The 21,622-nt window shown below is 72.9% G+C and carries 17 protein-coding genes; 4 read left to right on the top strand and 13 right to left on the bottom strand.

Going from position 1 to position 21,622, the window contains the following annotated elements; all coding sequences use genetic code 11:
* Positions 1–12: 12 nt before the first annotated feature.
* From ACZ466_RS07560 to ACZ466_RS07605, 10 genes are all read right to left on the bottom strand, one after another.
* Positions 13–1,935, bottom strand: coding sequence for a TIGR03960 family B12-binding radical SAM protein (locus tag ACZ466_RS07560; protein ID WP_378291291.1), 1,923 nt, complete (start codon positions 1,933–1,935; stop codon positions 13–15).
* Positions 1,936–2,065: 130 nt separating this feature from the next.
* On the bottom strand, positions 2,066–3,250 hold the full coding sequence (rodA, locus tag ACZ466_RS07565) for a rod shape-determining protein RodA (RefSeq protein ID WP_378291293.1): 1,185 nt from the start codon (positions 3,248–3,250) through the stop codon (positions 2,066–2,068).
* On the bottom strand, positions 3,247–5,319 hold the full coding sequence (gene mrdA, locus ACZ466_RS07570) for a penicillin-binding protein 2 (protein WP_378291295.1): 2,073 nt from the start codon (positions 5,317–5,319) through the stop codon (positions 3,247–3,249). The genes rodA and mrdA overlap by 4 nt, the downstream gene beginning before the upstream one ends.
* Positions 5,316–5,915: a rod shape-determining protein MreD gene (gene mreD, locus ACZ466_RS07575; protein ID WP_378291298.1), complete on the bottom strand. Its 600-nt coding sequence runs from the start codon at positions 5,913–5,915 to the stop codon at positions 5,316–5,318. The genes mrdA and mreD overlap by 4 nt, the downstream gene beginning before the upstream one ends.
* Positions 5,916–5,920: 5 nt before the next feature.
* A complete protein-coding gene (mreC, locus tag ACZ466_RS07580; protein ID WP_378291300.1) occupies positions 5,921–6,940 on the bottom strand; it encodes a rod shape-determining protein MreC in 1,020 nt (339 codons plus the stop codon).
* A 146-nt stretch (positions 6,941–7,086) separates the two neighbouring features.
* Positions 7,087–8,121, bottom strand: a complete 1,035-nt coding sequence (locus tag ACZ466_RS07585; protein WP_378291302.1) for a rod shape-determining protein — start codon at positions 8,119–8,121, stop codon at positions 7,087–7,089.
* Positions 8,122–8,353: 232 nt separating this feature from the next.
* Complete coding sequence (gene ndk / locus ACZ466_RS07590; RefSeq protein ID WP_378291305.1) at positions 8,354–8,764, bottom strand: nucleoside-diphosphate kinase; 411 nt, start codon at positions 8,762–8,764, stop codon at positions 8,354–8,356.
* 121 nt (positions 8,765–8,885) lie between these two features.
* Positions 8,886–10,262, bottom strand: a complete 1,377-nt coding sequence (locus tag ACZ466_RS07595; RefSeq protein WP_464043073.1) for a hypothetical protein — start codon at positions 10,260–10,262, stop codon at positions 8,886–8,888.
* Positions 10,263–10,385: 123 nt separating this feature from the next.
* Positions 10,386–10,790, bottom strand: a complete 405-nt coding sequence (locus ACZ466_RS07600; RefSeq protein WP_378292406.1) for a DUF4233 domain-containing protein — start codon at positions 10,788–10,790, stop codon at positions 10,386–10,388.
* 8 nt (positions 10,791–10,798) lie between these two features.
* On the bottom strand, positions 10,799–12,169 hold the full coding sequence (locus ACZ466_RS07605; RefSeq protein WP_378292412.1) for a bifunctional folylpolyglutamate synthase/dihydrofolate synthase: 1,371 nt from the start codon (positions 12,167–12,169) through the stop codon (positions 10,799–10,801).
* Positions 12,170–12,344: 175 nt separating this feature from the next.
* On the opposite strand from ACZ466_RS07605, the gene ACZ466_RS07610 reads away from it, so the two are divergent.
* A complete protein-coding gene (locus ACZ466_RS07610; RefSeq protein ID WP_378292404.1) occupies positions 12,345–13,580 on the top strand; it encodes a folylpolyglutamate synthase/dihydrofolate synthase family protein in 1,236 nt (411 codons plus the stop codon).
* 6 nt (positions 13,581–13,586) lie between these two features.
* On the opposite strand, the gene ACZ466_RS07615 is transcribed toward ACZ466_RS07610, so the two are convergent.
* Together ACZ466_RS07615 and ACZ466_RS07620 are read right to left on the bottom strand one after the other, a co-directional pair.
* Complete coding sequence (locus ACZ466_RS07615) at positions 13,587–14,711, bottom strand: hypothetical protein (protein WP_378292402.1); 1,125 nt, start codon at positions 14,709–14,711, stop codon at positions 13,587–13,589.
* A 305-nt stretch (positions 14,712–15,016) separates the two neighbouring features.
* Complete coding sequence (locus ACZ466_RS07620; protein WP_378292400.1) at positions 15,017–17,650, bottom strand: valine--tRNA ligase; 2,634 nt, start codon at positions 17,648–17,650, stop codon at positions 15,017–15,019.
* A gap of 289 nt (positions 17,651–17,939) precedes the next feature.
* On the opposite strand from ACZ466_RS07620, the gene ACZ466_RS07625 reads away from it, so the two are divergent.
* The 3 genes from ACZ466_RS07625 (at position 17,940) to ACZ466_RS07635 (ending at position 20,098) form a co-directional block, all read left to right on the top strand.
* The gene (locus ACZ466_RS07625) at positions 17,940–18,494 is read left to right on the top strand and encodes a hypothetical protein (protein WP_464043076.1); all 555 of its coding nucleotides are present in this window, start codon (positions 17,940–17,942) and stop codon (positions 18,492–18,494) included.
* Positions 18,495–18,650: 156 nt separating this feature from the next.
* A complete protein-coding gene (locus tag ACZ466_RS07630; protein WP_378292395.1) occupies positions 18,651–19,436 on the top strand; it encodes a sensor histidine kinase in 786 nt (261 codons plus the stop codon).
* Positions 19,433–20,098 carry a response regulator transcription factor gene (locus tag ACZ466_RS07635; RefSeq protein ID WP_378292393.1) on the top strand — a complete coding sequence of 222 codons (666 nt, stop codon included), beginning with the start codon at positions 19,433–19,435 and terminating at the stop codon, positions 20,096–20,098. Before ACZ466_RS07630 ends, ACZ466_RS07635 begins: the two co-directional genes overlap by 4 nt.
* A gap of 121 nt (positions 20,099–20,219) precedes the next feature.
* Here ACZ466_RS07635 and clpX read toward each other — a convergent pair whose 3' ends face one another.
* The gene (clpX, locus tag ACZ466_RS07640; protein ID WP_378292391.1) at positions 20,220–21,494 is read right to left on the bottom strand and encodes an ATP-dependent Clp protease ATP-binding subunit ClpX; all 1,275 of its coding nucleotides are present in this window, start codon (positions 21,492–21,494) and stop codon (positions 20,220–20,222) included.
* Positions 21,495–21,622 lie beyond the last annotated feature (128 nt).

The raw sequence follows: 21,622 nt of genomic DNA on the forward strand, positions 1-21,622 counted from the left end.
TCGTCGGAGTCCTCAGACGACCGACAGCGGCAGCAGCTTCTTGCCGGTGGGGCCGATCTGGATCTCGGTGCCCATGGTGGGGCAGACCCCGCAGTCGTAGCACGGCGTCCAGCGGCAGTCCTCGACCTCGGTCTCGTCGACGGCGTCCTGCCAGTCCTGCCAGAGCCACTCGCGGTCGAGCCCGGCGTCGAGGTGGTCCCAGGGCAGCACCTCGACCTCGTCGCGCTCGCGCACGGTGTACCAGTCGAGGTCGACGGGCTCGCCGGCCAGGGCCTTCTCGGCGCCGGCCGTCCAGCGGTCGTAGGAGAAGTGCTCGCTCCAGCCGTCGAAGCGGCCGCCGTCCTCCCACACCGCGCGGATCACCCTGCCGACCCGGCGGTCGCCGCGCGACAGCAGGCCCTCGATGATCGACGGCTGGCCGTCGTGGTAGCGCAGGCCGATGGCGCGGCCGTACTCCTTGTCACCGCGCAGGGCGTCCTTCAGGGCCCGCAGCCGCCGGTCGACGGTCTCGTGGTCGCACTGGGCGGCCCACTGGAACGGGGTGTGCGGCTTGGGCACGAACCCGCCGATGGACACCGTGCAGCGGACGTCCCTGCGGCCGGTGGCGTCCCGGCCCGCCTTGATCACCCGCTTGGCCATGTCGGCGATGGCCAGGACGTCCTCGTCCTCCTCGGTGGGCAGCCCGCACATGAAGTACAGCTTGACCTGGCGCCAGCCGTTCTCGTAGGCGGTGGTCACGGTGCGGATGAGGTCGTCCTCGGTGACCATCTTGTTGATCACCTTGCGCATCCGCTCGGAGCCGCCCTCGGGGGCGAAGGTCAGCCCGGAGCGGCGCCCGCCCCGGGAGAACTCGTTGGCCAGCGTGATGTTGAACGCGTCGACCCGCGTCGAGGGCAGCGACAGCGAGGTGTTGGTGCCCTCGTAGCGGTCGGCCAGGCCCTTGGCGACCTCGCCGATCTCGCTGTGGTCGGCGCTGGAGAGGCTGAGCAGCCCGACCTCCTGGAAGCCGCTCTCCTTCAGGCCGGTGTCGACCATGTCGCCGATCGTGGTGATCGACCGCTCCCGCACCGGACGGGTGATCATCCCGGCCTGGCAGAACCGGCAGCCGCGGGTGCAGCCGCGGAAGATCTCCACGCTGAACCGCTCGTGCACGGTCTCGGCCAGCGGCACCAGCGGCTTCTTCGGGTACGGCCACTGGTCGAGGTCCATCACGGTGTGCTTCTCGACCCGCCACGGCACGCCGGGGCGGTTGGGCGCGACCCGCTGGATCCGCCCGTCGGGCAGGTAGGTCACGTCGAAGAACCGCGGCACGTACACGCCGCCGGAGCGGGCCAGCCGCATCAGCAGCTCGTCGCGCCCGCCGGGCCGCCCCTCGGCCTTCCACTCCCGGATCACCTCGGTGATCGCCAGCGCGATCTCCTCGCCGTCGCCGAGCACGGCGGCGTCGAGGAAGTCGGCGACCGGCTCGGGGTTGAACGCCGCGTGCCCGCCGGCCAGCACGATCGGATGATCCTCGCCGCGGTCGGCCGCCTCCAGCGGGATGCCGGCCAGGTCCAGCGCGGTCAGCAGGTTGGTGTAGCCGAGCTCGGTGGAGAACGAGACGCCCAGCACGTCGAACGCCCCGACCGGCCGGTGCGCGTCGACGGTGAACTGCGGGATCCCGTGCTCCCGCATGATCGCCTCGAGGTCGGGCCAGACGCTGTAGGTGCGCTCGGCCAGCACGCCCTCACGCTCGTTGAGGATCTCGTAGAGGATCTGGACGCCCTGGTTGGGCAGCCCGACCTCGTAGGCGTCCGGGTACATCAGCGCCCACCGGACCTCGGCCTCGTCCCAGTCCTGCACCTGGGAGTTCAGCTCGCCGCCGACATACTGAATCGGCTTCTGCACGCGCGGGAGCAGCGGCTCCAGACGCGGGAAGATCGACTCGACAGGCATGCGATGTCCTCCGGGATTCCGGGAAAGGGCCTTGGGATCGATCCATCCGGATGCGGATGGACCATCCAGCGTACCGCCGCGGGCCGGGCCCCGGCGCCGTTCAAGATCGTCCGGTCGACGGCCCGCGCGCTCAGTCGAAGGGGCGGCGTCTCAGATGGACGGCCTGCAGCAGCCCCAGCGCGATCATGTTCGCGAACGTGGCCGACCCGCCGTACGACACGAACGGCAGCGGCAGCCCGGTGATCGGCATGATCCCCAGCGTCATCCCGATGTTCTCGAACGACTGGAACGCCATCCAGCACACGATCCCGGAGGCGACCAGCGTGCCGAACAGGTCGGCGGCCTGCGTCGCGATCCGCAGCCCCCGCCACATGACCACGCCCAGCAGCAGCACGATCACCGCCGCGCCGACGAAGCCGAGCTCCTCGCCCGCGACGGTGAAGATGAAGTCGGTCTGCTGCTCGGGCACGAAGTGCCCGCCGGTCTGCTCGCCGTTGAACAGGCCCTTGCCCGTCACCCCGCCGGAGCCGACCGCGATCCGGGCCTGCTGGGCGTTGTAGCCCGCCCCGCGCGGGTCGGCGGAGGGGTCCATGAACGCGGTGAACCGGGCCAGCTGGTACGGCTTGAGCAGCTCGAAGAACCACGCGGCGAAGGCCACCAGCAGCCCGCCGCCCACCAGCCCGGCCAGCCAGCGCTTGGGCGAGCCGGAGATGGCCAGCATCCCCAGCACCACCGCGATGAACACCAGCGTGGTGCCCAGGTCGGGCTGCAGCATGATCAGCGCGGCGGGCGCGCCCGCCAGGCCCAGCGCCAGCAGCATGTCGCGGCCGCCGGGGCCGACCTCGCCGTCCCGCGGCTCCCCCAGGATCATCGCCAGCAGCACCACCAGCCCGACCTTGGCGAACTCCGAGGGCTGCAACTGGAACCCGCCGCCGAGCACGATCCAGGAGTGCGAGCCGTTGATCGTGTCGCCCAGCGGGGTCAGCACCGCGATCAGCCCGACCACCGACAGGCCGTACAGGATCGGCGCGTAGGCGCGCAGCAGCCGGTAGTCGAGCAGCGCGACCAGGGCGCCCACCCCGAACGCCAGCACGACGTTGAGGATGTGCCGCTGGAAGAAGCTCTCGGGGTCGTCGCCGCGCTCGGTCAGCAGCGGGACGGTCGCCGCCCGCACCAGCAGCGCGCCGATGACCGACAGCACCAGCACCGCCAGCACCAGCACCCAGTCGAGCCGGCGCAGCGCGCCCACCCGCCGCCGCCAGGCGCTCTGGTCGACGTAGCCCTCCAGGGAGCCGGCGCCGACGTCGCCGATCACGGCTCGGTCCTCAGCGCGCGGATGTCGGGCAGCCGGTCGGGCAGCTTCCCGTCCTTGAGCGCGGGCTTCTGACCGTTGAGCCCGTACATCGCCTCGTAGATCTGCCGGACGGCGGGCCCGGCGGTGGACCCGCCGGTGCCGCCCTGGGAGACCATCGCGACGACGGCGTACCGCGGCTTGTCGGCCGGGGCGAACGAGGCGAACCAGGAGGTGTCGTTCTTGCCCCACACCTCGGCGGTGCCGGTCTTGCCCGCCACGTGGACCTTCTTGAAATCGAACCCCTGGAACGCCCCGGCGGCCGTACCCGACTTGGTCACCTCCGCCAGGGCCCCGCGCATGTACTTCAGCACCTTGGAGTCGACCGGCAGCTTCGGCGCGGGCGGCGGGTCGATGCGGCGCGCCACCGTGCCGTCGGGCCGGACCACCGCCACCCCGACGCGCGGCACGACCAGCCGCCCGCCGTTGGCCAGCGCCGCGTACGAGCGGGCCAGCTGCAGCGGGGTGACCAGGATGTCGCCCTGCCCGACCGAGAAGTTGGCGGCGTCGCCGGCGCGCCACACGAAGCCCTCGGCGCAGTTCTCGGCGGCGACGGCCTTGAGGTAGGCGGCGCGGCCCGGATCGGTCTTGGCGATCTCGGGGTAGCCCTGCTTGGCGCCCTTGCAGTCGGCCTTCTTGGTGGCGTTCCAGTACTCGCGCTTCCACCCGCGGTCGGGGATGCGGCCGGGCGTCTCCCCCGGCAGGTCGATCCCGCTGCGGGCGCCGAAGCCCCACTCGCGGGCCATCGCGACCATCGGGTCCTTGGGGTTCTTGCGCGGCTTCATGCCGCCGTCGCGCAGCCACTCCTCGTAGGCGAACTTGTAGAAGATCGTGTCGCAGGAGACGACCAGGGCCTTGTGCAGGTTCATGGGGCCGTGCCCCTGGCCCTCGAAGTTGGTGAACGCGCGGCTGCCCACGTTGTACGACCCCGGGCACGGGTAGATGCCGTTGAGCGAGTAGCCGTCGGAGATCGCCGCCGCCACCGAGGAGATCTTGAACGTGGAGCCCGGCGCGAACTGCCCGTGCGTGGCCCGGGAGATCAGCGGCTCGCCGCGCTTCTTGCCCAGCAGCGCGTCGTAGTCGTCCTGGGAGATCCCGCCGGTCCAGATGGCGGGGTCGTAGGTGGGGCGGCTGGCCAGCGCCACGACCCGGCCGTTGGTCACGTCCATGACGACGGCGGCGCCCGCGTCGGCCTTCTCGCCGCGCCCGCGGGCCGCCTTCATCTGGTCGTCCAGGGCCTTCTCGGCGGCGGCCTGGATCCGCGCGTCGATGCTGGTGATCAGGGTGTCGCCGGGGACGGGGGCCTGCTCGGAGGCGGTGCCGGTCACCCGGCCCTGGCTGTCGACCAGGACCCGCCGCAGGCCGGGCTCGCCGCTCAGGTCGGCGTCGTAGGTGGCCTCCAGGCCGTCCCGGCCGACCAGGTCGACGCCGCTGTAGCCGGTGAACTTGGCGCCCTTGCGCTTGTCGAGCTCCTCCTGCGTGACCGGCTGGAGGTAGCCCAGCGCCTGCACCGCGGTCGCCCCCTCCGGCTTCGGGTACTCGCGGACGGCCTGGACCTGCGCGGTCACGCCGGGGAACTCCTCCTGCCGCTCCATGATCTGCAGGGCGCGCTTGGGGTCGACCCGGTCGTCCACGGGGATCGGCTGGTAGGGCGAGCCGGGCCAGCACGGCCGCTTGACCGTCGGCGAGCACAGCCGGGTCCGCTTCATCAGCTCGTCGTAGGAGGTGCCGAGCACGCCGGCCAGCCGGGTCAGGATCGCCCTGCCGTCGTCCTTCTGCCGCGACAGCGTGGTCTTGTCGACCGAGACGACCAGCGCGGTGCGGTTGCGCACCAGCGCCCGCCCCGAGCTGTCGAGGATCATGCCGCGCACCGGGGGCACCACGATGTCGCGGATGCGGTTCTGCTCGGCGACCTGCCGGTAGTGCGCGCCGTCCAGGACCTGCATCGTCCACAGCCGCCCCATCAGCACCAGCAGCATCGCGGCGACCAGGACGTACAGCACGACCAGCCGGAAGTGGGTCCGCGGGTTCACAGGCCCGACCCCCGGCCCGACATGGCGCGGTAGCGGGCGGCCGGCACCGCCATCCGGTCGCGGGAGCGGTCGCGGGACTCGTGCCGGCCGGTCACCTTCAGGACCGACCACACCACGAACGGGCTGGCGATCACGTCGTAGAGCACCTGGAGCGGCACCATCCGCGACACCAGCGCCCAGCTCGATCTGGGGTCGCCCAGCATCATCCCGGTCAGCGCGTACAGCACCGTCCCGGCCAGCGCCCCGGCCGCCACCGCCAGGAACGGCACCAGCGACTGCCGGTCCATCTCGTCGGCGGCCAGCCCGCACACGTAGCCGATCAGGCAGTACACCAGCGCGTACCGGCCGATGGTGTGGTCGGCGGGCGGGATGATGTCGGCCGCCAGCCCGGCGGCGAACCCGGCGACGACGCCGGTCAGCGACCCGTACACCAGGGCCAGCGCCACCACGGCCAGCAGCACCAGGTCGGGCGTGATCTGCCCGGGCAGCGGCAGCCGGTTGGCCACCGACACCTGCAGGATCAGCGCGACCGCCAGCACCACGACCGCCATCAGCTTGCGGCCGGCCGCCGGCGAGCTCTCCGGTGCGTTCAGCACGTCGATCAGTCCCCCGATTCGGTGGTGGTCGGCCTCGGCGACCGGCCGGGCGACCGGCTCGGCGTCGGGCCGGGCTCCCCGCTCGGCCTGCCCTCGGCCGCCCGGGAGGAGGTGGCGCTCGGGGTGGGCGTGGGACTCGGGGAGGGCGGCTTGGGCGGCAGCACGGCGTCGCGCGGGTCGGCCTTGGGCGGCGCGACCACCACGGCCACCACGTCCAGCGTGGTGAAGCGGGTGAACGGGCGGATGTAGGCGGTGCGGGTCAGGCCGCCGATCGGCTCGTCGATCCGCTCGACGACCCCGATCGGCACGCCCGGCACGTACGGCCGCTCGCCCTGCGACCCGAGCGTGACCAGCCGCTGCCCGACCTTCATCGGCGCGTGCGCGTTGAGCAGCTGGAACCGCATCGGGGTGGCGCCGCCGCCGCCGAACCCGCGGCGGCCCCGGCCCTGCACGATCCCGATCTCGCGGGAGTCCTCCAGCCGGCTGCCGACCGAGGAGGTCACGTCGGTGGCCAGCAGGACGGTCGCGGTGGCGGGGCCGACCCGGGTGACCCGGCCGACCAGCCCGTCCGCGCTCATCACCGTCATGTCGGGCCTGACCCCGCTGCGGCTGCCGACGTCCAGCGTGACGGTGTCCTCGAAGCCCTGACCGGCCGAGATCACCTGCGCCGCGACGATCTTGTACCCGCCGATGCCGGCGGTGCCGAGCAGCCGGTCCAGCTGCGCGCCGCGGGTCTTGTCCATCCCGCTGGAGCGCAGCTGCTCGCGCAGCCGCTGGTTCTCGCGCTCCAGCCGGTCGGCCCGGCGGCGCTCGCCGGGCGCGTCGGTGATCGCGTCGAAGGTGTTGCCGATCGGCCGCACCACCGAGGCCGACGCACGCTCGACCGGGCCGAAGACCGCGGCGCCCACGCCGCGCAGCCCGCGCAGCGGGGAGTCGGCCCCGCCGCGGTAGTCGACCGTGATCAGCGCCAGCGCGACCACGAGCAGCACTCCGAGGACCACGCGGGTCCGCCGGGTGTCCTTCACCCACCGACCTCCCGATTCATCGCCTGTGGGTGGGGCGTCAGTGTCGCCGGAGGGGCCGGTCTCCCGGCCCCTCCGGACGGCTCCGCCGGCCCGTCAGGAACCGTCCGGGGGCGGTCCCCCGGACGCCTGAGGGCGCCGCCGGCCCGTCAGTGCCTGGGCTCGGGAACGAGCACCTGCCGCAGCGACTCGAAGTCCTCCACGCACTTGCCGGTGCCGAGCACCACCGAGTCGAGCGGGTTGTCGACCAGATGGATCGGCATCCCGGTCTCCTCCCGGAGCCGCTCGTCGAGGTTCTTCAGCAGCGCGCCGCCGCCGGTGAGGGCGATCCCGCGGTCCATGATGTCGCCGGACAGCTCGGGCGGGCACTTGTCGAGGGTGGTCTTGACCGCGTCCACGATCGCGTTGACCGGCTCCTCGATCGCCCGCCGCACCTCCTCGGCGGAGATCACGACAGTCTTGGGCAGTCCGCTGACCAGGTCGCGGCCGCGGATCTCGGCGTGCGGCTCCTCGTCCTTGGTGGGGAACGCGGAGCCGATCGCCATCTTGATCTCCTCGGCGGTACGTTCCCCGAGCATCAGGGAGTACTCCTTCTTGGAGAAGGAGATCACCGCCTGGTCGAGCTCGTCGCCGCCGACCCGGACCGACTGGCTGGTGACGATGCCGCCCAGCGAGATGATCGCGACCTCGGTGGTGCCGCCGCCGATGTCGACGACCATGTTGCCGGTGGGTTCGTACACCGGGAGCCCGGCGCCGATGGCGGCGGCCATGGGCTCCTCGATGATGTAGACCCGGCGGGCGCCGGCCTGGTAGCCGGCCTCCTTCACCGCGCGCTGCTCCACCCCGGTGATGCCGCTGGGCACCGCCACCACGATCCGCGGTTTGGCGAAATGCCGTCTTTTATGCACCTTTTGGATGAAATAGCGGAGCATGCGTTCGGTGACGTCGAAGTCGGCGATCACTCCGTCCTTGAGGGGTCGCACGGCGACGATGTTTCCCGGGGTGCGGCCGATCATCCGCTTCGCCTCGATCCCGACCGCGACGATCTTCCCAGTGTTGGTGTTGATCGCCACGACCGAGGGCTCGTTGAGGACGATGCCGCGCCCGCGCACATAGACCAGCGTGTTGGCGGTGCCAAGATCGACCGCCATGTCACGGCCGAGGAACGACAGCTTGTTACCCATGAAGAAAGGGAGCCCTTCATGCTTGACGGGCGTGCAGAGCGGCGCCCCCATCGTAACGCGACGAAGCCGGGCAGGGCAGGCACCGGAAGGCCGCGAGTCGCCTAAAAAACGGGTGTTGAGCTGGTGAGTTCCCGGTTAAAGACAGCGCGGGCCGGAAGATCCGGCCCGCGTGTCCAGGGTTTCCCGCGGTGATCGCCCGAATGCGCGGCGCACCGGCGGGGGGTGATCGACCTCAGCCCAGGTCGGGGAAGAACAGCTTGATCTCGCGCTCGGCCGAGTAGGTCGAGTCGGAGCCGTGCACGATGTTCTCACCGATCTCCAGGGCGTGGTCGCCGCGGATGGTGCCGGGGGTGGCGTTCACCGGGTCGGTGGCGCCGGCCAGCGCGCGGAACGCCTCGACGGCGCGCGGCCCCTCCACGACCATCGCCACCAGCGGACCGCCGGTGATGAACTCGACCAGCTCGCCGAAGAACGGCTTCTCGGCGTGCTCCTCGTAGTGGGCCTCGGCCGTCTCGCGCGGCAGCGTCCGCAGTTCCAGCGCCACGAGCTTCAGGCCCTTGCGCTCGATCCGCGAGATGACGTCGCCGACGACACCGCGGCGGACGCCGTCGGGCTTGACCAGGACAAGAGTGCGCTCGGACACGGATGGTCCTCCTTGGAATGTCGGATGGCGGGCGCGCCCCGCTGCGGGGGCCTGCCGGAAGAGGCGCACCCCCCGCGCCCAGAGGCGGCCCCTGCGCTCAAAGGTGGGTGCGCCGCGAAGCTTACCCGGCTCCGGGCTCCGGAACGGCCGCGCCGCCGCCGCTCCGGCGCCGGGCGGCCAGCGCCAGCAGCACGGCGATCACCCCGGCCGCCACGAGCCAGATCCGGTAGCCGTCGGTCAGCACCGCCAGCCGCTGCGCCGCCGTCTCGGGCGGCGCCTGGTACCAGCGGCCCGCCTGCAGCGACAGGACCAGGAGCTGGCCGGTGAGGACGGCCGGGAAGCACAGGCCCAGGCCGAAGAGGGCCGCGCCCACCCCGGCGTCGCGCAGCGAGGCGGCCAGCGCCAGCCCGGCGCCCAGCCCCAGCGGCACCAGCACCGCCGCCAGCAGGCGCGGGTCGCCGGGCGCGGGCACGGCCAGCGCGACGGCCACCGCCGCGACGATCAGGCCGTGGCCGGCGGGCACGGCCGCCCGCGCCGCCCGCCCGTCCAGCCGCGCGGTGAGCAGCGCGCCGGCCAGCGCCGCCGCGCCCCCGGCGGCGAACGGCAGGAGCGGCACCGCCCCGTCCGTCCCCGTCGCCGCGGCCTGCGCCAGACCCGCCAGCGGCGCGGCCACCGGGTACACCAGCAGCCCCGTGGTGACCATGACGGCCGCGCAGCCGAGCGGGCTGCCCGCCGTCGCGTCCCGGCCCGCGGCCAGCGCCAGCCCGAACAGCGCCACCAGCGCGATGCACGCGACGACCAGCCGCGCCCCCGGCGACCAGTCCCGGGCCGTCACCACCGCCAGGAACGCCAGCCCGGCCGCCGGGGCCGCCGGAAGCACCAGCTGCGCCCGCTCCGCGTGCCGCGGCGCGGCGAACGGCTCCGCGCCCCGTCCCATCAGGCACACGATCACCGCCGCGCCCGCCGCCAGCGCCGCGGGCCACGGGACGGGCACCAGCACGCTCCGCCAGTCGCCGCTCCCCGCGGAGGGGGCCGCGAGCAGCGCCAGCGGCATCGCGACCAGCAGCCCGGCGGCCAGGGCCCCGGCCCAGAGCGCGGCCAGGAACCGGCCGCCCCGCTCCCACACCAGCACCAGCGTCGCGGGCAGCGCCAGGCCCGCGCCGACGCCCTGCGCCCCGCGGGCCGCCGCGACCAGCGGCACCGAGTCCGCGTACCGCGCGCCCGCGAGCCCCGCGACCAGCAGGCACAGCCCCGCGACCAGCACGGCCCGCGGGGAGCGGCGGCGGGCGAGCCAGGCGGCCGGCGCGACGGCCAGCAGCAGCGCGGGCAGCGTCAGCCCCGCGGCACGCACGAACCCGGACCCGTCGCCGAGCCCCGCGCGCGCCGCGACGTCCGGGCTGAGATCGGGCAGGACCAGGGCGGCGGCGGCCGGCGCGGCCGCCGCGAGCAGCGCCGTCCCGGCGGTGGCCACGGCGGCGGTGACGGAACGGTGGGACACGGCCCTCTCCTCCGGAGGTCGTCGCCCACCGATGACATGTACGAAAAAGAGGGCATTAATGAAAAATGCCGGAATTGACCCTCGAGAACGCGGTGGACGAACGGCGAAGCCGTCCCCGCGAATTTAGCGCGCCCGCGCGCCCTCCGCCTTGCGCCCCATCCAGATCGCCGTTCCCCACAACGCACCGAAAAGGGCACCGAGGAAGAACATGGTCGGCACCATGAACCCGGTCGCGATGATCAGCACCTGCAGCACCGTGCCCGCCGGAACCGCCCACGGGAACCTCAGCAGACCGGCCATCACCAGGCAGAGCACCGCCAGGCCGCCGCACACCAGACCGGCGGTCGCGCCGTCCACCTTCAGCACCGCGACCGCCACCGGAATGGCCAGCCCGATCACGATCGCCTCGCACGCCAGCACCATCGCCAGCAGGCTCCGGGCCGGCCCCCGCCCGGCGGACCCCGCGCGCACCGGCGCCGGGGCCGCACCGCCCTGACGCTCCATCGTCTCGCCTCCGCTCGCGCTCACCGGCCCGCTCACCGGCCGTCCTGGACCCGCAGCAGCGTCCGCGCGTCCCCGGCCGTGACCACCGAGCCGGTGACCAGGACGCCCGCGCCGCGGTACTCGCCGGTCTCCTCCGCCAGGCCGATCGCCCGGTCGATGGCGTCGTCCAGCCGCGGCGACGGATGCACCCGCTCCGGCCCGAAGATCCCCTCGGCCAGCTCGGCCAGCTCGTCCACCGGCATCGAGCGCGGCGAGGAGTTGCGCGTCACCACCAGCTCCGCCAGCACCGGCTCCAGCTGGTCCAGGACGCCCGCGACGTCCTTGTCGGCCGCCGCGGCGACCACCCCGACCAGCCGGGTGAACCCGAAAGACTCGGTGACCGTGGCGACGGTCGCGGCCATCCCGGCCGGGTTGTGCGCCGCGTCCAGCAGCACCGTCGGCCCCGTGCGCACCACCTCAAGCCGCCCCGGCGAGGACGACTTGGCGAACCCGCTGCGCACCAGCGCCGGATCGAGCTGCCCGGCCTCGCCGCCCGTGTACGACTCGCCCGGCGCGATCCGCGTGGCGGCCTCCAGGTTGGCCTCGCCCCTGGTCGGGGCTCCCCCGGCGAACGCCTCCACGGCCGCCAGCGCGGTCGCCGCGTTGCTCGCGTGGTGCTCCCCGAACAGCGGCAGGAAGATCTCGTCGTAGATCCCGTGCAGCCCCTGGATCCGCAACTGCTGGCCGCCGAACGCCACGTCCCGGTTCAGCACCCCGTACTCCACGCCCTCCCGGGCCGCGGTGGCGCCGGTCTCCGCCACCCGGCGCAGCAGCACCTCGGCCGCCGCCACCGGCTGCTGCGCCAGCACCGCGACCGCGCCCGGCTTGATGATCCCGGCCTTCTCGGCGGCGATCTCCTCGATCGTGTCGCCCAGGTAGCGGGTGTGGTCGAGCCCGATCGGCGTGATCACCGCGACCGCGCCGTCGGCCACGTTGGTGGCGTCCCAGGAGCCGCCCATCCCGGTCTCCACGACCGCCACGTCCACCGGCGCGTCCGCGAACGCCGCGAACGCCATCGCCGTGAGCACCTCGAAGAACGACAGCCGGGTGCCGTGCTTGTCGTCGATCAGCCCCAGGTAGGGCAGCACGTCCTCGTACACCTGGACGAACCGCTCCTCGCTCACCGCCTCCCCGTCGATCGCGATCCGCTCGCGGAGGGTGTTCAGCTCGGGGCTGGTGTAGAGGCCGGTGCGCAGGCCCCGCTCGCGCAGCAGCGCCTCGATCAGGCGGGCGGTGCTGGACTTGCCGTTGGTCCCGGCGATGTGGATCACCGGGCAGGCCCGCTGCGGCTCGCCCAGTACGTCGACCAGATCGCGGATCCGGTCGAGGGTGGGATCGATGTCCCACTCGACCCCACGGCTCATGATCGCGCTCACGACGGCGCGGTAGTCCAGCGGCTCGGTTACCTGGCTCACGACGCTCCATAGCTGCGGAAGGTGACTCTCGCAGCCTACTTGCCGCGTACCGCCGGCCTCACCGGACCCGCTGGGCTGTCAGCATGGTCTCGGTGCTCCGAAGCGATCCGAGGGGGCGGAGCCAGTGGACCCCGAGGTGTTCTTCCGCGAGTGGCGGCGGCGCGGCCCGGACGAACGGCGCAGCCTGGAACGGGCCCGTGCGCTGGCGGAGGTCTTGAGGCTGCCGGACGCCGACCGGCCCGTCCTGGCCGTCGTGGGCTCCAAGGGCAAGGGCACCGCGGCCGCCTATGCCTCGGCCGTGCTGGCCGCCGCGGGCCTGCGGACCGGAACGGTGACCAGCCCCGCCTACCGCTCCAACCGGGAACGGATCCGTGTCGACGGCCAGGCGATCGGCGAAGGGGAGCTCGAGCACCTTGCCGGCGGCCTCCAGGACGCCATGCGGCGGCTCCCGGGACGCACCCGCGGCTACCTGTCCCCCTCGGGCCTGTTCCTACTGGCAGGGGCGCTGCACGCACGGGAGGCGGGTCTGGACGTCCTGGTCCTGGAGGCGGGCATGGGCGGCCGCTCGGACGAGATCTCGCTCTTCCCTCCGACCGTCGCCGCGATCACGCCCGTCTTCCGCGAGCACGCCGGGGTCCTGGGCGACACGGTCGCCGAGATCGCCGTGGAGAAGGCCGGTGCGGTGGCCCCCGGCACCCGGGCGGTGGTCTCCGCCCCGCAGACCGGCGAGGCCGCCGCGGCGATCGCCGAGACCGTCCGGCAGATCACCGGCGGGGTCGTGGAGCCCGAGGCGCCGCCCCACGCCGGATGCGGGCTCCCCGCCCGGCTGCTGCCCGCCGGGCTGGCCCGGACGAGCGCCGAGACCGGCCACCTGGCCGCCCTGCGCTTCCTGAAGGCCCTCGGACGGCCCGCGCCCGAAGCCCCGCGCCTCCGGGCCGTCCTGGAAACGATCACGCTGCCGGGCAGGCTGTCCTGGCACACCGTCCCCGGAACCGGCACCGCGCTGCTGGCCGACTCCGCCATCGACCGGGCCGGGATCGCGGCCGCGCTCGCCACCGCGCGGGACCGCTGGGGCGCCATCGACCACGCCGTGGTGTGCCTCCCCGACCACAAGGACCTGGACGGCGCCATCGCCGAACTGGGCGACCTGCCGGTGACCTACGCCCGGCTGCCCTACGACCGCCTGCGTTTCTCCCATCCCCTGCCGGAGGCGTGGGACGTCGCCGACGCCGCCGACCTCACCCCCGAGCGCCTCGCCGGCCTGGGCCGCCGCCTGGTCGTGCTCGGCACCGTCTACTTCGTCGGGCTGGTGCTCGACACGGTCGACGCCGGCACCGAACGGCTCTTCCAGGTGCCGTAGCCGGCGTCAGGGCGAGCGTTTCTCCAGGTCGGTGCGCATGCGGAGGGTCAGGGGGGCCAGCGCGGACGGCTGGACGGCACCGGCGGGCTCATTGGAGGCGACGAAGCCGAAGGAGTTCTCCGTGGCCCAGGCGCAGTAGAGGTGGGTCTCGGCGAGGACGGCGAACGTTCCGCAGGAGACCTGGCCGCCGGCCTTGCCCTTGCCCGGGACGGTCGGGGCGACCTTGAGGGCCGTGCTCGGGCGCGCCTTCTTGAGGAACGCGGCGGGGTCGCCGATCGGGGCCGTCCCGCCGAGGAACAGGATGTTCTGCGCTCCCGTCGCCGGATCGCGGTAGACGCCGCCGGCGGTGGCGGCCTGCTCGACGCCGCCGGACCGGGCCGCGGCGATGATGAACGGGTACGCCGCGCTCGTCGCGGGGACCGCGGCGTCCTTGCGGAGCCCCCCGGCCGTGCTCCCGGCGGCGACCTTGCGCAGGGGAACGTCGTCGCCGCCCGACACCGCGACCAGCACGGCCGTGACGGCGGCGGCAGCGACGCCCGCGCCGACGGCCAGCAGCGCAATCAGCCCCGCCTTGGACCGCCTGCGGGCGGCGCCGGGCGCGGGCGGCCTGGGAGGCGCTGGGGCGGCCGGAGGCGCGGGGGGCGGCGGGGCGGGCTGGGCTGTGGCGGCGGGGGCCGGGGAGGGCGTCCAGTGGGAATCCGGCGCGTCCCAGACGGGCAGGTCCTGGACGGCGACGCTTGGCTGTGGACCGGTCGAGATGACCTGGTCCACGACGGTGGCGGGCGCGCTCGGCGCGGCCGGGGCGACCACTGGAGCGGGCGGGGCCTCCGTACGGGCCTGCGGGGGTTCCGGCGGGGCCTCCGTACGAGCCTGCGGAGGTTCCGGAGGGGCTTCCGGGATCACCTCCACGGGAGCCGGTGGGCGGGGCGCCGGCACCGCCTCGGGCATTGGCACGGGCACTGGCACTGGCACGGGCACGGGCGGGAGCGTCTCCCTGACCACCTCCACCGGGGGCGGCGGCCCGACCACGACCGCGGCCGGGTCCGGGGGCGGCGCCGTCACCAGGTCCATCGGAGGGCCGGGCGCGGCGGACGGCTCGGCGATCACCGGGATCGGGTCGGTGATGGTCACCGGGGGGTTCGTCACCGACGGCGGGGGCGTGGGGTCCGGGGTGGACGACGCCCACCAGGGGGCCACGGGCAGCGGCGCCGGCGGCATGATCAACGCCGATGCGGGCTCCGCCGCCCCTCCGGGGCGGGGGAGGATCGGCGGAGCGTTCAGATCGTCGGACGGCATTTCGGGCCGAGGGGGCGATTCAGTCATTGCGCTGCCAATGCCTTATTTCCCACGAGTCAAAGATCGTAGCTTCGACGCGCACCGCCCGCGCCGGGTTCGCGCATTCCCCCGGCCCGGAGGCCGGGGAACGCCTCAGGCGGTCAGCCGGCCGGCGCGGCGGGCAGCGCCGCCAGCTGCGCCTCCAGCCGCTCGATGTCGATCTCCGCCTGCCCGAGCCGGTCGCGGTTCTTGGCCACGACCGCCTCCGGGGCCTTGGCCATGAACGCCTCGTTCGCCAGCTTGCGCCGGGCCTGGTCGGCCTCCTTGCGGGCCGCGGCCAGGTCCTTCTCCAGCCGCTTGCGCTCGGCCGCCACGTCGATCGCGCCGGCGGTGTCGAGCCGCACCGTCACGCCCTCGACCGGCAGCGACGCCGTCGCGGAGAACCCCTCGCCCGGCTCGGTGAGGCGCAGCAGTGTGCGGACGCCCTCCTCGTGGACGGCCAGCGGCGACCCGCCGAAGTCGAGCGCCGCGGCGACCCGCTGCCCCGGCTTCAGCCCCTGGTCGCTGCGGAAGCGGCGGACCTCGGTGACCATCCGCTGCAGCGACGCCACCTCGGTCTCCGCCGCGGCGTCGTGCCGGGCCGCGTCCGCGGCCGGCCACGCGGCCCGCACGACCGTCTCCGCCCCGCTCAGCGACGTCCAGAGTTCCTCGGTGACGAACGGGATCACCGGGTGCAGCAGCCGCAGCAGCTTGTCCAGGACCTCGCCCAGCACCCGGCGGGTCGCCCCGGCGCGCTCGTCGGCCAGCTGGACCTTGGCCAGCTCCACGTACCAGTCGCAGACCTCGTCCCAGGCGAAGTGGTACAGCGTCTCGCACGCCTTGGCGAAGTCGAAGCCCTCCAGCTGCGCGTCGACCTCGGCGATCACGGTGTTGAGCCGGGACAGGATCCAGTTGTCGACCGTGGTGAGCTCCCCGGCGGACGGCAGGTCGCCCCGGACGTGCGCGCCGTTCATCAGCGCGAACCGGGTCGCGTTCCACAGCTTGTTGCAGAAGTTGCGCGAGCCCTGCGCCCACTCCTCGGCCACCGGGACGTCCCCGCCCGGGTTGGCGCCGCGCAGCAGCGTGAACCGGGTGGCGTCGGCGCCGTAGCGGTCGATCCAGTCCAGCGGGTCGACGACGTTGCCGAACGACTTCGACATCTTCTTGCCGTGCTGGTCGCGGACCATGCCGTGCAGCGCGATCGTCTCGAACGGCACGGCGCCGTCCATCGCGTACAGCCCGAACATCATCATCCGGGCGACCCAGAAGAACAGGATGTCGTAGCCCGTGACCAGCACCGACGTCGGGTAGAACCGCTTGAGATCGGCGCTCTCCTCGGGCCAGCCGAGCGTGGAGAACGGCCACAGCGCCGAGGAGAACCAGGTGTCGAGGACGTCGGTGTCCTGCGTCCACCCGGCGGGCGGCTCCTCGTCCGGCCCTGGGCACACCACCTCGCCGTCCGGGCCGTACCAGACGGGGATGCGGTGCCCCCACCACAGCTGGCGGCTGATGCACCAGTCGTGCATGTTGTCGACCCACTCGAAGTAGCGGGCCGCCATCTCCGGCGGGTGGATCGCGACCCGCCCGTCGCGGACGGCGTCGCCGGCCGCCTTCGCCAGCGGCGCCACCTTCACGAACCACTGCAGCGACACGCGCGGCTCGACGACGGTGGAGCAGCGCTGGCAGTGGCCGACCGCGTGCTCGTACGGGCGGACCTCCTTGACGATCCGGCCCTCCTGGCGCAGCGCCGCCACCACGGCCGGGCGCGCCTCGAACCGGTCCAGGCCCTGGAACGGGCCGTGCGCGGTGATCACACCCCGCTCGTCCATGATCGTCAGCAGCGGCAGGTCGTGCCGGCGGCCGATCTCGAAGTCGTTGGGGTCGTGCGCCGGGGTCACCTTCACCGCGCCGGTGCCGAACTCCGGGTCGACGTGCGCGTCGGCGACCACCGGGATGGTGCGGCCGGTCAGCGGCAGCTCGATCTCGCGCCCCACCAGGTGCTTGTAGCGCGCGTCGTCGGGGTGGACGGCCACCGCCGTGTCGCCCAGCATCGTCTCGGCCCGGGTGGTGGCCACCACGATCTCGTCGTCGCCCGACCCGTACCGGAGCGAGACCAGTTCGCCCTCGCGGTCGGCGTGCTCCACCTCGATGTCCGACAGCGCGGTCAGGCAGCGCGGGCACCAGTTGATGATCCGCTCGGCGCGGTAGATGAGGCCGTCGTCGAACAGCCGCTTGAAGATCGTGCGAACGGCGCGTGCACGGCGGTCGTCCATCGTGAACGCCTCGCGCGTCCAGTCGACGCTGTCGCCCAGCCGGCGCATCTGCCCCAGGATCCGGCCGCCGGACTCGGCCTTCCACTGCCAGACCCGGTCGACGAACGCCTCCCGGCCCAGGTCGTGGCGGGACTTGCCGTCCTTGGCCAGCTCCCGCTCCACCACGTTCTGGGTGGCGATGCCGGCGTGGTCCATGCCCGGGAGCCACAGCGCCTCGTACCCCTGCATCCGGCGCCGGCGGACCAGCGAGTCCTGGATGGAGTGATCCAGGGCATGGCCCATGTGCAGGGAACCTGTCACATTAGGGGGCGGGATCACGATGGAGTACGCGGGGGCGTCAGGCCGCCGGCCCGGGTCGGCGGTGAAAAGCCCGGCCGATACCCAGCGTTCGTAGAGCCTGCCCTCGACGTTCGCGGGCTGGTACTGGGTGGGCAGATCGACCTCGGCGGCCTCGGGGGCTCGCTCATCGCTGGGCGTTGTCACGGGGCCAGATTCTACGGGTCCCGAAAAGGTAGAACGCGCCGACGCCCTGATGCGTCAAAGAGATCAGCAGAAGGATGCGGAGCCTCGCCGGAAGGGCCAACCCCTGACCCGCCCGCCTGGCCGCGACAAGGAGTCACGAATATGAGCGGTTGGAACCCCCCGCCCGCGCCCGGTGGTCCCCCGGGCTACGGTTACGGCGCCCCCCGGGCCCGCCTACGCCCCGCCCCCTCCCCCGCGCCGCTCCTCCGGAGCCGGCCTGATCATCGGGCTGATCATCGGGATCGGGCTGGTGCTCACGGTGCTCGTCGTGGTGGTCGTGGTGGTCATCGGCGCGACCAGCAAGCACGAGATCGACACGCCCTCGGTCGCGGGCGGGATGAGCCGCGACTACTCCACCGAGAGCCGGATCTCCTCCCAGCTGAACTCGCAGCGGTCGATCATCCGGCGGGCCAGCGGCTACCGGATCACCGACGTCAAGAGCGCCGTGTACGGCTCGGGCTCGGACAAGTACCTGTTCGTGGGCGGCACCGGCGACTTCGACGAGGACGACCTCTACAGCACCTGGCGCACCGCGGTGAACGCCGAGATCAGCAGCAACGTCTCGACCTTCACCTACCCGGTGTCGGACGCGGGCGGCGACGGCAAGGCGGTCTGCAGCACGGTCCGCAACCGGCAGTCGACGGTCTCCACCTACAGCACCGCGATCTGCGCCTGGTCCACCGGCAGCTCGTTCGGCACCGTGATGCCGGTCCCCGACGGGAGCTCGCTGTCGTCGTCCAGGAACATCAGCTACCTCACCGTGGCCTCGGCGATGCGCCGCATGCGGGACGACATCGAGAGCTGACGGGAACGGTCCCGCCCCTTCCGCCCTCCGGGCGGGGCCGCCGGGTTCCCGCCGCGGTCGGGACTCAGGTCACCTGACATCGGGTCGCCCGACCGGCGAGGCTGGACAACGGCGTCCGGACTCGACGGGGAACGAGGAGGGAGGGGAAGCAGCGGGATGCGATCGGTACTGGCGCGCGCGGCGGGGCTCGCGGGGGCCTTCGCCGCCGGCGCGGCGGCCGCGCACCTGGCGCACATCCCCCGCCTCACCCGGCTGACGACCGACCTGCAGCGTTCGCGGGAACGGATCCTGGCCACCCGCGAGGAGGAGCGCCGCCGCCTCCGCCACGACCTGCACGACGGGCTGGGCCCCACGCTGGCGAGCCTGGCCATGTCCCTGGACACCGCCCGGCTCACCCTGGCCGGGAAGCCGGAGCGGATCGAGCCGCTGCTGTCGGAGCTGCGCGACCGGCTGGCCACCACGGTCGGCGAGATCCGCGAGATGGCGCACGGCCTGCGCCCGCCCGCCCTCGACGACCTCGGGCTGCTGGCGGCCGTCGAGGCGCTCGCCGAGGGCTGCTGCGAGCGGGTCGACGTCCGGTTCGAGGGCGACCAGGCCGATCTGCCCGCCGCGGTGGAGGTCGCCGCGTACCGGATCGTCGAGGAATCGGTCGAGAACATCCGCAAGCACGCCCGGGCGGGCACCGCGCTGCTGCTGCTCAGCCGGGACGCCGACCTGCACATCATGATCGCCGACTCGGGCGTCGGGCTGCCCGACGCGGTCCGCGGCGCGGGCCCTCCGCACACCGGCGGGATGGCCCGCATGCGGGAGTGGGCGGCCGAGGTCGGCGGCGGCTGCTCCGTCACCTCCCGGCCCGGCGTCGGCACCATCGTCTCCGCCCGCCTGCCGCTCGCCGTACCCGGCTACCATCGGGCATTCACCGGCGAAGGCGGGCAGACATGAGCGCGGAGGGCATCAGGGTCCTCATCACCGACGACCACCCGGTCTTCCGGCAGGGCCTCAAGGGCCTGCTGCAGGCCCTGGGCGTCGAGGTGGTCGGCGAGGCCGAATGCGGCCCCGACGCGGTGCGCCTGGCGGCCGAGCTGCAGCCCGACGTGGTCGTGATGGACCTGCACATGCCGGGCGGCAACGGCATCGAGGCGACCCGCACGATCACCCGCACCAGCCCCCGGATCGGCGTGCTGGTCCTGACCATGTTCCGGGACGACGACTCGGTGTTCGCCGCGATGCGCGCCGGGGCCCGCGGCTACCTGCTCAAGGAGTCGGGGGCCGAGGAGATCGCCCGCGCCGTCCGCGCGGTCGCGGCCGGCGAGGCCATCTACGGCCCCGAGATCGCCCGCCGCGTGCTGACCTACTTCACCGACATGCCCGACCCGCGGCAGACCGCGTTCCCCCAGCTCACCGAGCGGGAACGGGAGGTCCTCGAACTGATCGCGCAGGGCCGCAGCAACCAGGACATCGCCGCGACCCTGTTCCTCAGCCAGAAGACCGTCCGCAACCACGTCAGCAACATCTTCATGAAGCTGCACGTGGCCGACAGGGCCCAGGCGATCGTCCTGGCCCGCGAGGCCGGCCTCGGCGACTCCGCCCGCAACACCCCGTAACCGACTGACCGGCTCACCGCCTGACCGCCTGACCGCCTGCGGCCAGGCCGGCGGGCTCCCGGTCGAAAGAGGCCCCGAAACGAGAGCGCCCCTCCGCGGAGGGGCGCTTTCGGGTTCGCTCTCAGGCGCTCTTCTCCCTGGGTTCCCGCTTGGTGCGTTCGCGCGGGACGAGAGTCGGGTTGACGTGCTCCAGGACGGCCTCGCGGGTGATGACGACGCGGGCCACGTCCTGGCGGCTCGGGACCTCGTACATCACCGACAGGAGGACCTCCTCCATGATCGCCCGCAGGCCGCGGGCGCCGGTGCCGCGGAGGATGGCCTGGTCGGCGATGGCCTCCAGGGCGTCGTCGGTGAACTCCAGGTCGACGCCGTCGAGCTCGAACAGCCGGTGGTACTGGCGCACCAGGGCGTTCTTGGGCTCGGTCAGGATGTTGATCAGGGCCTCGCGGTCCAGGTTGTGCACGCTGGTGATGGCCGGGAGCCGGCCGATGAACTCGGGGATCATGCCGAACTTCAGCAGGTCCTCGGGCATCACCTCGCCCAGCACGTTCACCGACTCGTCGAACTCGGACTTGGAGCGGATCACCGCGCCGAAGCCCATGCCCTGCTTGCCGACCCGGGACTCGACGATCTTCTCCAGCCCGGCGAAGGCGCCACCGCAGATGAACAGCACGTTGGTGGTGTCGATCTGGATGAACTCCTGGTGGGGGTGCTTGCGGCCGCCCTGCGGCGGGACGCTCGCGGTGGTGCCCTCCAGGATCTTCAGCAGGGCCTGCTGGACGCCCTCACCGGAGACGTCCCGGGTGATCGAGGGGTTCTCGCTCTTGCGAGCGATCTTGTCCACCTCGTCGATGTAGATGATCCCGGTCTCGGCCTTCTTGACGTCGTAGTCGGCCGCCTGGATCAGCTTGAGGAGGATGTTCTCGACGTCCTCCCCCACGTAGCCCGCCTCAGTGAGCGCCGTCGCGTCCGCGATCGCGAACGGCACGTTGAGGAGTTTGGCGAGCGTCTGCGCGAGCAGCGTCTTACCCGATCCGGTGGGACCCAGCAGCAGGATGTTCGACTTGCCGAGCTCGACCGTGTCGTCCCGCCCCGTGTCACCGGACTGGATGCGCTTGTAGTGGTTGTAGACGGCGACGGAAAGGGCCTTCTTCGCCGTGTCCTGCCCGATGACGTAGGAGTCGAGGAACTCGTAGATCTCCCTCGGCTTGGGCAGGCTGTCCCACTTGAGGTCGGAGGTCTCGGAGAGCTCCTCCTCGATGATCTCGTTACAGAGATCGATGCACTCGTCGCAGATGTACACGCCCGGACCCGCGATGAGCTTTTTGACCTGCTTCTGGCTCTTCCCGCAGAACGAGCACTTGAGCAGATCACCACCGTCGCCGATGCGTGCCACCCAACTGTCTCCTTTTCGTGGGGCCGCCCGCCCTGGAGGATGCGGCGCAGCTCGGTTGCGTCCCGAAGGCTTTCGACGTTGGACTCGACGTTACCGCCTCAGGAGGACTTGGTAAGCCCCTCGCCCGG

This window comes from Actinomadura rugatobispora, from assembly GCF_055379765.1.